Source organism: Pseudomonas hydrolytica (assembly GCF_021495345.1).
GTDB classification, from domain to species: Bacteria; Pseudomonadota; Gammaproteobacteria; order Pseudomonadales; family Pseudomonadaceae; genus Aquipseudomonas; species Aquipseudomonas hydrolytica.
This window is the reverse complement of the sequence record NZ_CP099397.1, coordinates 3535422-3549163: the sequence shown is the minus strand read 5'-3', so window position 1 is coordinate 3549163 and position 13742 is coordinate 3535422. Positions and strand designations below refer to the sequence as shown.

General features: G+C 62.6%; 9 protein-coding genes. 6 read left to right on the top strand and 3 right to left on the bottom strand.

What is annotated here, in order from left to right:
- Positions 1-457: 457 nt before the first annotated feature.
- Entirely contained in the window at positions 458-2386 is a 1929-nt protein-coding gene (locus L1F06_RS16535; protein ID WP_129481457.1) for a transglycosylase SLT domain-containing protein, read from the bottom strand.
- A 288-nt stretch (positions 2387-2674) separates the two neighbouring features.
- Between L1F06_RS16535 and L1F06_RS16530 the strand changes: the two genes are divergently transcribed.
- Positions 2675-4600, top strand: a complete 1926-nt coding sequence (locus L1F06_RS16530; protein WP_129481456.1) for an ATP-binding cassette domain-containing protein — start codon at positions 2675-2677, stop codon at positions 4598-4600.
- 18 nt (positions 4601-4618) lie between these two features.
- Complete coding sequence (locus L1F06_RS16525) at positions 4619-5305, top strand: DUF6901 family protein (protein ID WP_024307536.1); 687 nt, start codon at positions 4619-4621, stop codon at positions 5303-5305.
- 92 nt (positions 5306-5397) lie between these two features.
- Here the strand turns inward: L1F06_RS16525 and L1F06_RS16520 are convergent, their stop codons facing one another.
- Both L1F06_RS16520 and L1F06_RS16515 read right to left on the bottom strand, forming a co-directional pair.
- Positions 5398-5847 (bottom strand): universal stress protein, encoded by a 450-nt coding sequence (locus L1F06_RS16520; protein WP_012018122.1) that lies wholly within the window; start codon positions 5845-5847, stop codon positions 5398-5400.
- 151 nt (positions 5848-5998) lie between these two features.
- Entirely contained in the window at positions 5999-6820 is an 822-nt protein-coding gene (locus tag L1F06_RS16515) for a hypothetical protein (RefSeq protein ID WP_012018123.1), read from the bottom strand.
- Positions 6821-7286: 466 nt separating this feature from the next.
- Between L1F06_RS16515 and fadB the strand changes: the two genes are divergently transcribed.
- The 4 genes from fadB (at position 7287) to topA (ending at position 13667) form a co-directional block, all read left to right on the top strand.
- On the top strand, positions 7287-9434 hold the full coding sequence (gene fadB / locus L1F06_RS16510; RefSeq protein ID WP_003245268.1) for a fatty acid oxidation complex subunit alpha FadB: 2148 nt from the start codon (positions 7287-7289) through the stop codon (positions 9432-9434).
- Between the two features lie 30 nt (positions 9435-9464).
- Positions 9465-10640 carry an acetyl-CoA C-acyltransferase FadA gene (fadA, locus tag L1F06_RS16505; RefSeq protein WP_003245266.1) on the top strand — a complete coding sequence of 392 codons (1176 nt, stop codon included), beginning with the start codon at positions 9465-9467 and terminating at the stop codon, positions 10638-10640.
- 73 nt (positions 10641-10713) lie between these two features.
- Entirely contained in the window at positions 10714-10956 is a 243-nt protein-coding gene (locus L1F06_RS16500) for a DUF1653 domain-containing protein (RefSeq protein ID WP_012018124.1), read from the top strand.
- A 104-nt stretch (positions 10957-11060) separates the two neighbouring features.
- A complete protein-coding gene (gene topA, locus L1F06_RS16495) occupies positions 11061-13667 on the top strand; it encodes a type I DNA topoisomerase (protein ID WP_129481455.1) in 2607 nt (868 codons plus the stop codon).
- The last annotated feature ends 75 nt before the right edge of the window (positions 13668-13742 follow it).

Here is a 13742-nt window from a genome sequence, read left to right as displayed (position 1 = left end):
ATCCTCTTTTCTCTGTGAATTACAAGGCATCAGGCTGCGTGTCGCGGGCAGTCAGTGACGTTGCCGTTTCGTCGCTGTCATGCCCGTTACGAGGCGAGGCCTTGGGGCTATGGGACTGGAATGGCCTAGCTTTGCGGACTGTTCGAGGCTTGGAGCGATAGCCGCTGCCTCTCACTTGCCATCGAGCCATGTCGTTGTGTGGTTTGGGCGGCGGACTGGGTTCCATCCGCGACTCGATGGCTGTTTCCCAGAAGTGTCAGAGCGGAAAGGCGCGGAGCAGCCCGAATGGGCAGAGGATGTGTTTCGCGTGGAGGCGGCGGTCAGCCAAGCCTGTGAGAAGGGATTGGGACAAGCCAGGCAGGACTATGCTCGGTCCGCTGCAGGCTTGCCCTGCAGCGGTTGTTCATGGCCTCGGTCAGGCGGCAGGGTGGCGCTGGAGCTCAGCGTTTGGCCGAGGTTATTGGGCGTCGAAGTAACGCTCGTTCCAGGCCACCAGCGGGTGGGGGGCGCCCAGTTTCTGCCCGTAGATCACCGAGTAGGACAGCACGTTCTGCACGTACTGACGGGTTTCGTCGAACGGAATGTTCTCCACCCAGACGTCATAGCTCAGGTGATCGGCGCCGCGCAGCCACTGGCGCACGCGCCCCGGGCCGGCGTTGTAGGCGGCCGAGGCGAGAATACGGTTGCCGTTGAACTGCCCATACACCTGGCTCAGGTAGGCCGCGCCCAGCTGGATGTTGGTGTCCGGGTTGAGCACGTGCTGCGGTGAGGCCAGAGGAATGCCGAACTTGCGTGCGGTTTCCTTGGCGGTGGCCGGCATCAGCTGCATCAGACCCATGGCGCCGGCGTGGGAGCGGGCATCGGCCATGAAGGCGCTTTCCTGGCGGGTGATGGCGAACACCCAGCTCGAGTGCAGGTCGCGACGCTTGGCTTCGCGAACCAGCTGGTCGCGGTGGGCCATCGGGAAGCGCACTTCCAGATCATCCCAGTATTGCGCCTGGCTGATGGTGCGGATGGCCGGGAAATACCATTCCATCTCGTAGGCCAGGCGGGCCTGGGCCACCAGCTCGTCACGGCTGAACAGGCGGCTGACGTGATACCACTCACGGCGCCCGTCGACGATCTGCCCGCGCGCATGGAACTCCATGGCTCGGCGAATGCCGGCGGTGTTGCGCACCTTCTGCACCACCTTGGGGTCCAGCGCCAGCGGCTGGTTGTTGAGCTGGTAGGGCGCCTTGACCTGATCGGCGGCCATGAAGCCGTAGAAGTCGCGCTCCTTGGCCAGGGACTGGTAAAGGGCGATCGGCTGCTGGCTGTTGGGCTGCGCCAGTTGCAGGCTGCGCGCATTCCAATAGCGCCAGCGGTTGCTGCTGGCGAGATCGGCCGGCATGCGCTGGGTCAGCTGGTAGGCCTCGTCCCAGCGGCCATGGCGCAACAGCAGGCGAGCGCGCCATTCGCTGACGGTATTGTCGCGCAGCTCGGGGTCATACTTGGCCATGACCTGCAGGCCGCGCATGTCGAAACGTTTGGCCAGGGTCAGGCCGATCTGCCGGGCGATGGCCACCTGTTCGTCCTGGGAGAACCTCATGCGCTGGGCATAGGTGTCGAGCAGGCCCAGGGCATCCTCCGGGCTCTGCCGCGCCAGGCGACGCAGGCCGAGGCCGACCACGTCACCCATGGCTTCGTCAGTGGCTGTGAAACGTGCGGTCTGCTTGAGCAGCTGGGGCTTTTGCGCCACTTCCACCAGCAATTTGCCGCGCTCGCCGAGGGTCGGCATGTTCTTGATCAGGTGATTAGCCAGGCCATAGTTGCCGGCCTCCACGGCCAGCTTGGCGCGTTGCCAGCGCCGTTGTTCGGTGAGCTGGCCGCTGGCGGCCCAGCGCGCGAACAGCGGGTCGCAGGCGTTGGGCTGCGACTTGCCCACCAGCCAGAGCTTTTCCGCCGTGGCATTGCCCTCGGCGGTCAGGCCGTGGCTCAGCTGGTACTGCCCATAGAGGCAGTCCAGCTCGGTGAAGTTGAGGGCGGGGTCGTAATGGTCGAGGAACGGCTTCCAGTCACCGCGCTCGGCCAGCCAGCGCAGCCAGCGCAGTTTCATCCAGCTGGCCTGGGGCAGGTCGCCATGTTCGGCGAGGAACTTCTCGATCTCGGCATTGCTCGCCGACTTGAGTCGGTTGGTCAGCTCGTCGTAAGCCAGGTAGGGCGTCAGCGGATAGTCGCGCAATGCCGTCTGATAACGGCGATAGGGGCCACTGTCGCCCTTGGCCAGCGCGCTCTTGGCTTCGTCGTAATACTGGCGCTGTTGCGTGAGGCTGGCCGCTTCGGCGCTGGCTTGGCCAGCGGTGGTGAGAATCAGGCAGGAAACTACAGAAAGAAGACGACTGCGCATGGCATTTCCAGGGGCAAGCAGAGATAAGGGGCAACACGTTCCGTGTCGTTGCATGGCTCTAGCTTAGCCTTTCGCAGGCGTGCGGTGAATGGCGCCATGCCGGACGGACATATGCGGCAAAAAAACGCCTGGCCGCGAGCAGGCCCCGGCTTCGAGCGCAGGGCAGGGGCAAAATCTTGCCGGCAGAGCGCGGCGGGCGGTGCGCCACCGACTAGCGCACAGGCGCTGAAACGGCAACAGGCTCGGTACAACTCGGGTAGAATGCGCCCCCTGTTTCTGGAGATGCCCATGACTCTGCTCAAGTTTGCCGACGTATCCCTCGCCTATGGCGCCATGCCCCTGCTCGATGGAGTGTCCTGGCAGATCGCGCGGGGTGAGCGGGTGTGCATCATCGGCCGCAACGGCACCGGCAAGTCGAGCATGCTGCGTCTGGTCAAGGGCGACCAGATGCCGGACGACGGCGAGATCTGGCGTGCCCCAGGGCTGAAGATCGGCGAGCTGCCGCAGGAGCTGCCGCGCGCCGACGAGCGCACGGTGTTCGACGTGGTCGCCGAAGGCCTGGCCGGCGTTGGCGAGCTGCTGGCGCGCTATCACCATCTGGCACAGAACATCCACGGCGATGACGATCTCGAGCAGTTGATGCACGTGCAGCAGGAGTTGGAGGCCAAAGATGGCTGGCGCCTGCAGCAACTGGTCGACAGCACCCTGAGCCGCCTGCAGCTGCCGGCTGACAAGACCCTGGCCGAACTCTCCGGTGGCTGGCGCCGCCGCGTGTTGCTGGCCCAGGCACTGGTCTCCGAGCCGGATCTGCTGCTGCTCGACGAGCCGACCAACCACCTCGACATCGGCGCCATCGCCTGGCTGGAAGAGGCGCTGAAGGATTTCGGCGGCGCCGTGCTGTTCATCACCCACGACCGTTCCTTCCTGCAGAACCTGGCCACGCGCATCCTCGAACTGGACCGTGGCGGCCTGATCGACTGGAACGGCGACTACGCCAGCTTCCTGGTGCACAAGGAGCAGCAACTCGCCGCCGAAGAAACCGCCAATGCGCTGTTCGACAAGCGTCTGGCCCAGGAAGAAGTGTGGATTCGTCAGGGCATCAAGGCCCGTCGCACCCGTAACGAAGGTCGCGTGCGTGCGCTCAAGGCGATGCGTGCCGAGCGTGCCGAGCGCCGTGAGCGCCAGGGCAAGGCGACCATCGCCCTGGAAACGGCGGACAAGTCCGGCAAGCAGGTGATGGTGGCGGAGAACGTCAGCTTCGCCCATGCCAGCGGACCATTCCTGGTCAAGGATTTTTCCATGGTGCTGCAGCGCGGCGACCGCATCGGTCTGCTCGGTGCCAACGGTACCGGCAAGACCACGTTGCTCAAGCTGCTGCTGGGGGATTTGCAGCCCACCAGCGGCAGCATCGAAATCGGCACCAAGCTGGAAGTGGCGTATTTCGACCAATTGCGTCACCAGCTCGAGCCGGAGAAGACGGTGATCGATAACGTCGCCGAAGGCCGCGATTTCATCAGCATCGATGGCCAGAACCGCCACGTGCTGAGCTACCTGGGCGATTTCCTGTTCAGCCCGCAGCGCGCGCGTACGCCGGTCAAGGCGCTTTCCGGCGGCGAGCGGGCACGACTGTTGCTGGCCAAGCTGTTCAGCAAGCCGGCCAACCTGCTGGTGCTGGACGAACCGACCAACGATCTGGACGTGGAAACCCTGGAACTGCTCGAAGAAGTACTGCTTAACTTCCCTGGTACGGTGTTGATGGTCAGCCACGACCGTGCTTTCCTCGACAACGTGGTCACCAGCACCTTGGTGTTCGAGGGCGAAGGCAAGGTGCGCGAATACGTTGGCGGTTATCAGGACTGGCTGCGTCAGGGCGGCTCGCCACGCCTGCTCGGCGTGGGTGAAAGCAAATCCGGCAAGGCCGAGCTGGCCACGGCCATCGTCGAAGCGCCGGCCCCAGCCGCAGTGACTCCCGTTCAGGAGAGCGCCGAGCCTGCGAAGAAGAAACTAAGCTACAAGCTGCAGCGCGAGCTGGAAGCGATTCCCGGGCAGATCGACGCCCTGGAGCAGGAAATGGCCGCGGTACAGGCGCAGGTATCCGATCCTGCCTTCTATCAGCAGCCGGTGCAGATCACCACGGAAGTATTGGCGCGTCTCGACAGCTTGCAGAAGGAAATGGACGAGTTGCTCGAGCGCTGGGCAGAGCTGGAAGGCTGACGAAGGAACGAACGGGCAATGGCCATCGAGTACCGCATTACTCTCGACGACAATCATCAGTTCAGCTATCGGATCGAGCTGAATCGCGAATATGACCCCGCGCAGGCGCAGCAGGCACCCGCCTGGACCCGCCTCGGGCATCAGCAGTGCAGCAATTGCCCGCTCAGTCGCGAGCAGTTCAGCCATTGCCCGGCTGCAGTCGATCTGCATCGGGTGATCGAAGACTTTCGCGGTCTGCCGGCATTCAAGAAGGCCAGTGTCTGGGTACGCACGCCGGAGCGTGAATACACCAAGCATGTCGGCCTGGAGGAGGGCCTGCGGGCATTGCTCGGGGTGATCATGGCTACCAGCGCCTGCCCGGTGCTGGCGCGTCTGAAACCCATGGCGCAGCACCATCTGCCCTTTGCCAACAACCAGGAGTTCATTCTGCGGGCGGTATCGCTGTATCTGACGCGGCAATACTTCAACATGCGCGAAGGGCGTCTGGCCGACTGGGAACTAAAAGGCCTGGTGCGTCTGTTCCAGCAGCTCAAGTTGGTCAACCAGGCCTTCTGGCAGCGCATTCACGACACCTGTGAAGGCGACTCCAATCTCAAGGCTTTTCTCACCTTCTTCTCGATGTCGTCGAGCATGACGGTGTCGCTGGAGACCCAGCTGCAGAAAATTCGCCCGCTGGTGATGAGCGCGGGCGAGTCGTTCGAATAAGCCATCCTCGGCCTAGGTAGGGTGCGCCGCGCGCACCGTTTCTACGAAGGCCCCGACGGTACTGTGTCCGGTGCGCATGGCGCACCCCACGTTCAAGCGCCTTTTTCGCCTTTCTTCAGACGCACGGCGAGCACATCGCAGGGCGCGCCATGCAGCACGTCATTGGCGGTGGAGCCCAGCAGCAGCGCGAGACCGTGCCGGCCATGGCTGCCGACCACGATCAGATCGCAGCCCTGTTCTTCGGCGAGGCGGTGGATTTCCTGACGTGGCTGCCCATAGGCCAGATGGCGCTGGTCCGCGCTGAGTTCCTGGTACTTGCCGGTAAAGCTGTCCAGGCGTTCCCGCGCCTGTTCGAACTGCTGTTGCTGCAACATCGACAGGTCCATCGGTACGTCGCCACCAAAGGCCATGGCCATGGGTTCGACGATATGCACCAGGGACATCTTGGCACCGCTGGCCTTGGCCAGCTTCTGTGCGCGAACCACTACGGGGTCGCATTCATCGGTGAGGTCGACAGCGACCAGAATGTGCTGGTAGGGCATGGTGGAGTCCTCCTCAAGGGGGCAAATGGCTCTGCAGCAAGTATGGCCTCGTTGTGCACGATCAGGGGCAACTTGTCATCATCCGCGCAAAGAAAAGCCCGGTGCGAGCACCGGGCGGTAACAGGGCCAGGCAGGCCGGAAACATGTGGCATCACTGTTGGTTGGCGGCGTACTGGGCAGACACGCCTTCCAGGCCTTCGATGATGCTGTCGGAATACTTGCTTACCAAAAAGGGTACGGTGTTCTCGTTGTAATTGCGCAGCGACTTCTCGATGTAGCGCCACTTGGTCTCGATGGAGCCCAGGGCAGCTGTGATCTGCGGCGTGTTCTGCTGGGCTGCACTGAGGCTGTCGAGCTTGCTGGCGAACTCACCGACCAGTTCGTCCATGGCGCGCTCTTCACCGCCACCGAAGAAGCTGGTGCCGACCGAGGCACTGCGCGAAGCATAGTCCACTGAGATGCTCTGCATCAGCAGGCTCTGCTCACGGCTCTTCTGCGTCAAGGGCGGGACGCTCTGACCGCTTTCCTGCTGAATCTTCTGATACAGCTCCTGACTAATAGCCATGAGGCGCTGATTGTTGTCCGCAAGGTCGGCCACCGGCTGCAAGTCGGTGAAGCCCTGGCTGCGCATAGCGTCCATCAGGCCCTGGAGCCCGTCGCGATAGCTCTGCCAGGTGCTTCGCAGTTGCCCCTGCAGCGCACGGCTGGCATCGCCGGGCATCTGCTCGAGTGCATCGAGGTGACCTTGGGCTCGCTGCATGGATTCCCCGATCATCCGCGCATAGCGCTGATCGCCCTCCATGCCGTTGTACATATAGAAGTCACCCAGGCTTTTCTGAGCCGCCAGGCGCAGTTGATGCAGGCGCAGCAGGTCATCGGCCGGCGCGGCGCGGAGCAAGGGAGAGGAAAGCAAAGTGAAGAGGAAAGCGAGCAGGGCGCTCAGGGGCAATGCAAGCGAACGGCGGCTCGGCATCTGTGACTCCGTATGGCCCGTCGAGGGCTCGATTTGTTGTTGTGCTGCATTCGGATGGCGCTATGCCAGCCAAAAGTGAGACGACTGTACCCGGAGCACGGGCGTTTGGCTAGGCGCTCCAGGGCCCCTGCGGCAGGGCTGAAGCACTCTGCAATGGCGCGATATTGACGCGGTTTATTGAAGTCGGCTGCAGGCCACGGATGACCAGGCTTGTAGAAATCGTCGGGAAATCGACGAAAAGAGGCCAATTGACAAGTGCAGGCTTTTCCCTGAAGGTGTGCATACCCAAATCAAACGGGCGTATGAATTGAGCGTTTGCCTGGTCAGGCGCGCCATGACAGCCCGAATATCGCGTCGGCGGGTGTGTCGTACCGATTGGGGCTATGCTCGACGGCTGTGCCGCGAGCTGGCCTGCCGGTTGGCTCCGATGTGTACTGTTCAGCTTCCATACCGTGGAGATCAGTTGATGATTTACGAAGGTAAAGCCATCACGGTTAAGGCTCTTGAGAGCGGCATCGTCGAATTGAATTTCGACCTCAAGGGTGAGTCCGTCAACAAATTCAACCGTCTTACCCTCAACGAGCTGCGCGCCTCCGTCGACGCGATCAAGGCCGACGGTTCGATCAAGGGCGTGATTGTCACCAGTGGCAAGGACGTGTTCATCGTCGGTGCCGATATCACCGAATTCGTCGACAACTTCAAACTGCCCGACGAAGAGCTGGTGGCTGGCAACCTGGAAGCCAACAAGATCTTCAGTGATTTCGAAGACCTCGCCGTGCCCACCGTCGTCGCCATCAACGGCATCGCCCTGGGTGGCGGTTTCGAGATGTGCCTGGCCGGTGACTACCGCGTAATGAGCGAGACCGCCAAGATCGGTCTGCCGGAAGTCAAACTGGGCATCTACCCGGGCTTCGGCGGCACCGTGCGCTTGCCTCGCGTGATCGGCACCGACAACGCTGTCGAGTGGATCGCCTCCGGTAAGGAAAACAAGGCTGCCGACGCCCTCAAGGTAGGCGCCGTCGATGCCGTCGTCGCCCCCGCCAAGCTCAAGGAAGCCGCGCTGGATCTGGTCAAGCGCGCCATCTCCGGCGAGCTGGACTACAAGGCCAAGCGTCAGCCCAAGCTGGAAAAGCTCAAGCTCAATGCCATTGAGCAGATGATGTGCTTCGAGACCGCCAAGGGCTTCGTTGCTGGCCAGGCCGGCCCGAACTACCCGGCTCCGGTCGAGGCGATCAAGACCATTCAGAAAGCCGCCAACTTCGGCCGCGACAAGGCGCTGGAAGTCGAGGCCGCCGGCTTCGTCAAACTGGCCAAGACCTCGGTCGCCGAGAGCCTGATCGGCCTGTTCCTCAACGATCAGGAACTGAAGAAGAAGGCCAAGCACCACGACGAAATCGCCCGTGACGTGAAACTGGCTGCCGTGCTCGGTGCCGGCATCATGGGCGGCGGCATCGCCTACCAGTCGGCCTCCAAGGGCACCCCGATCCTGATGAAGGATATCCGCGAAGAGGGTATCCAGATGGGCCTGACCGAGGCCTCCAAGCTGCTCGGCAAGCGCGTCGAGAAAGGTCGCATGACCCCGGCGAAGATGGCTGAAGCCCTCAACGCCATCCGTCCGACCATGTCCTACGGTGATTTCGGCAACGTCGACATCGTCGTCGAAGCCGTGGTCGAGAACCCCAAGGTCAAGCAGATCGTGCTGGCCGAAGTGGAAGACGTGGTGCGCGAAGACGCCATCCTGGCCTCCAACACCTCGACCATCTCCATCTCCTTGCTGGCCCAGGCGCTCAAGCGTCCGGAAAACTTTGTCGGCATGCACTTCTTCAACCCGGTGCATATGATGCCGCTGGTGGAAGTCATTCGTGGCGAGAAGTCCAGCGAAGTGGCCGTGGCCACCACCGTTGCCTACGCCAAGAAGATGGGCAAGAACCCGATCGTGGTCAACGACTGCCCCGGCTTCCTGGTCAACCGCGTGCTGTTCCCGTACTTCGGTGGCTTCTCCAAGCTGCTGGGCTTCGGTGTCGACTTCGTGCGCATCGACAAGGTCATGGAGAAGTTCGGCTGGCCCATGGGCCCGGCCTACCTCTCCGACGTGGTCGGCATCGACACCGGCCACCACGGCCGTGACGTGATGGCTGAAGGCTTCCCGGACCGCATGGCGGTGGAAGGCAAGACCGCTGTCGACGTGATGTACGAAGCCAATCGCCTTGGCCAGAAGAACGGCAAGGGCTTCTACGCTTACGAGACCGACAAGCGCGGCAAGCCGAAGAAGGTCTCCGACCCTGAAGCTTACGAGCTGCTCAAGTCCATCGTGGTCGAAGAGCGTGAAGTCACCGACGAGGACATCATCAACTTCATGATGATCCCGCTGTGCCTGGAAACCGTTCGTTGCCTGGAAGACGGCATCGTCGATACCGCAGCCGAGGCCGATATGGGCCTGATCTACGGCATCGGCTTCCCTCCCTTCCGTGGCGGTGCGCTGCGCTACATCGATTCCATCGGTGTCGCCGAGTTCGTCGCCCTGGCCGACAAGTACGCCGACCTGGGCGCGCTGTACCACCCGACCGCCAAGCTTCGCGAAATGGCCGCCAAGGGCCAGAAGTTCTTCGGTTAAGCGCGCAACGACTAGAGCGAGAGTGAATTTATGAGCCTGAATCCTAGAGATGCAGTGATCGTCGACTTCGGTCGTACCCCGATGGGTCGTTCCAAGGGCGGCATGCACCGCAACACCCGTGCCGAGACCATGTCCGCGCACCTGATCAGCAAAGTGCTGGAGCGCAACGCCAAGATCGACCCGGCAGAAGTCGAGGACGTGATCTGGGGCTGCGTCAACCAGACCCTGGAGCAGGGCTGGAACATCGCGCGCATGGCGTCGCTGATGACCCAGATCCCGCACACCAGCGCCGGCCAGACCGTCAGCCGCCTGTGCGGTTCGTCCATGAGCGCCCTGCACACCGCCGTGCAGGCGATCCAGACCGGCAACGGCGACGTGTTCGTCGTCGGCGGTGTGGAGCACATGGGGCACGTCGGCATGATGCACGGCGTCGACCCGAACCCGCACCTGTCCCTGTACGCCGCCAAGGCGTCCGGCATGATGGGCCTGACCGCCGAAATGCTGGGCAAGATGCATGGCATCAGCCGCGAGGCGCAGGACGCCTTCGGTGAGCGTTCTCACCGTCTGGCGCACAAGGCCACCGTCGAAGGCAAGTTCAAGGATGAAATCATCCCGATGCAGGGCTACGACGAGAATGGTTTCCTGAAGGTCTTCGACTACGACGAGACCATTCGCCCGGAGACCACTCTGGAGAGCCTGGCTACCCTGAAGCCGGCGTTCAACCCGAAAGGCGGCACCGTGACCGCGGGTACTTCCTCGCAGATCACCGACGGCGCTTCCTGCATGATCGTCATGAGCGCCCAGCGCGCTCAGGATCTGGGCATCCAGCCGATGGCCGTGGTTCGCGCCATGGCCGTTGCCGGTGTGGATCCGGCGATCATGGGCTACGGCCCGGTGCCGTCCACTCAGAAGGCGCTCAAGCGCGCCGGTCTGACCATGGCCGACATCGACTTCGTCGAGCTCAACGAAGCCTTCGCCGCTCAGGCCCTGCCTGTGCTGAAGGATCTGAAGCTGCTCGACAAGATGGAAGAGAAGGTCAACCTGCACGGCGGCGCCATCGCCCTGGGTCACCCCTTCGGTTGTTCCGGTGCCCGTATCTCCGGTACCCTGCTCAACGTCATGAAGCAGAACGGTGGCACCCTCGGTGTCTCCACCATGTGCGTGGGCCTTGGCCAAGGCATCACCACCGTCTTCGAGCGCGTTTAAGCGCAAGCGGACAGAAACCGGGGCCCAGTGCCCCGGTTTTGCTTTTTAAGGCTTTTTTATCGGGAACCTCTCAATGCAGTTGCAGCCAGGACTCTATCGCCACTACAAAGGCCCGCAGTACCGCGTATTCGGCGTGGCACGCCATTCCGAGACTGAGGAAGAAGTGGTGGTCTATCAGGCCCTGTACGGCGAGTTCGGCCTGTGGGTGCGGCCGCTGAGCATGTTCCGCGAAGAGATCGAAGTGGACGGCAAGCGCGTTCCACGCTTTGCTTTGATTCAGGCCGAAGTCAGCCCTATCGGCAGTTCGGAAGCCTGACTGCGCAGTCCCTGCGCTTGACCTTCGCTTGGTCACCACTATATATAGCGGGGCCTCAAGGCTCCCTGCCTTCTATATTTCGCAATTCAGGAATTTTCTGATCCATGGGCAAATCGCTGGTCATCGTGGAATCCCCGGCCAAGGCCAAGACCATCAACAAGTATCTGGGCAGCCAGTACGTGGTGAAGTCGAGCATCGGCCACATCCGTGACCTGCCTACCAGCGGCTCGGCAAGCGCCACCAAGGAGCCGGCCAAGCGCGGCAAGGCCGCCGCCGAGGCGCCTGCGCTGTCGCCCAAGGAAAAGGCCAAACGTCAGCTGTTCGCGCGCATGGGCGTCGACCCCGAGCACGGCTGGAAGGCCAAGTACGAGATCCTGCCCGGCAAGGAAAAGGTGATCGAAGAACTGCGCCGCCTGGCCAAGGATGCCGACACCATCTATCTCGCAACCGACTTGGACCGCGAGGGGGAGGCCATTGCCTGGCACCTGCGCGAATCCATCGGTGGCGATGACGCCCGCTACAAGCGTGTGGTGTTCAACGAGATCACCAAGAAGGCGATCCAGGAAGCCTTCTCCAAGCCCAGCGAGCTGGATATCAACCGCGTCAACGCCCAGCAGGCGCGGCGCTTCCTCGACCGCGTGGTGGGCTACATGGTCTCGCCGCTGCTGTGGGCCAAGATCGCCCGCGGCCTGTCCGCCGGCCGCGTGCAGTCGGTGGCGGTGAAGCTGGTGGTGGAGCGCGAGAAGGAAATCCGCGCCTTCGTCCCGGAAGAATACTGGGAAGTGCACGCCGATCTCGGCACGGCGAAGAACGCCAAGGTGCGTTTCGAGGTGGTCCGCGAGGGCGGTGCGGCGTTCAAACCGGTCAATGAAGCACAGGCCATGGCCGCACTGGAGAAGCTCAAGGCCTCCAGCTACAGCGTGGTCAAGCGTGAAGACCGCCCGACCAGCAGCAAGCCGTCGGCTCCCTTCATTACCTCCACCCTGCAGCAGGCGGCGAGCAACCGCCTGGGCTTCGGGGTGAAGAAGACCATGATGATGGCCCAGCGTCTCTACGAGGCCGGTTACATCACCTATATGCGTACCGACTCGACCAACCTGTCGGCCGACGCGATTGAAATGGTCAGAGGCTTTATCGGCAGCGAGTACGGCGACAAGTATCTGCCGGGCAAGCCCAATCTGTATTCGAGCAAGGAAGGCGCTCAGGAGGCGCACGAAGCGATTCGTCCGTCCGACGTCAACCTGCGTCCGACCCAGCTGTCGGGCATGGAGCGTGACGCCGAGCGTCTGTACGACCTGATCTGGCGCCAGTTCGTGGCCTGCCAGATGCCGCCGGCCGAGTACCTGTCCACCAGCGTCACCGTGGCCGCCGGCGCCTTCGAGCTGCGTGCCAAGGGCCGCATCCTCAAGTTCGACGGTTACACCCGCGTGCTGCCGCAGCAGAGCAAACCGGGCGAGGACGATGTCCTGCCGGAAATGAAGGAAGGCGAGGGCCTCAAGCTGATCCAGCTCGACCCCAGCCAGCACTTCACCAAGCCGCCGGCGCGCTACTCCGAAGCCAGTCTGGTCAAGGAGCTGGAAAAGCGCGGCATCGGCCGCCCGTCCACTTATGCGGCGATCATTTCCACCATTCAGGATCGTGGCTATGTGACGGTGCATAACCGCCGCTTCTACGCCGAGAAGATGGGCGATATCGTCACCGAGCGTCTCGACGAGAGCTTCGCCAACCTGATGGATTACGGCTTCACCGCCACCATGGAAGAGCATCTCGACGACGTGGCCCAGGGCGAGCGCGAGTGGAAGCATCTGCTCGACGAGTTCTACGGCGACTTCAAGAAGAAGCTCGAAGCGGCCGAAGCGGGCGAGGGCGGCATGCGTGCCAACCAGCCGACCCTGACCGATATTCCCTGCCGCGAATGCGGGCGGCCGATGATGATTCGTACCGCTTCCACCGGTGTGTTCCTCGGCTGTTCCGGCTATGCGCTGCCGCCGAAGGAGCGCTGCAAGGCCACCATCAACCTGGTGCCGGGCGACGAGATCGCCGCGGACGACGAGGGTGAGTCCGAGTCCCTGGTGCTGTTGGGCAAGCATCGCTGCCCGATCTGCGCAACCGCCATGGATGCCTACCTGCTGGATGAGAGCCGCAAGCTGCACATCTGCGGCAACAACCCCGATTGCAGTGGCTACGAGATCGAGCAGGGCCAGTACCGCATCAAGGGTTACGAAGGCCCGAGCCTGGAATGCGACAAGTGCGGCAGCGAGATGCAGCTCAAGACCGGTCGCTTCGGCAAGTTCTTCGGTTGCACCAATCCCAGCTGCAAGAACACCCGCAAGCTGCTGAAGAATGGCGAGGCTGCACCACCGAAGATGGACCCGGTGAAGATGCCCGAACTCAAGTGCGAGAAGGTGGACGACACCTATGTGCTGCGTGACGGCGCTTCCGGCCTGTTCCTGGCCGCCAGCGGTTTTCCGAAGAACCGCGAAACTCGTGCGCCGCTGGTGCTGGAGCTGATTCCGCACAAGCACGAGATCGACCCCAAGTACCACTTCCTGCTCGAAGCGCCGCAGAAGGATCCGGACGGTCGTCCGGCGGTAATCCGCTACAGCCGCAAGACCAAGGAGCAGTACGTGCAGTCGGAGGTGGACGGCAAGCCGACTGGCTGGCGCGCCTTCTACGATGGCGGCAAGTGGAAGGTCGAGGACAAGCGCTAGGGGCTGTCCACGTTCTGCTGCGCGTCGGCCGGGTGTCGTCAGCCAGGCTCGGCTCTGTCGCTGGATCATTAAAAG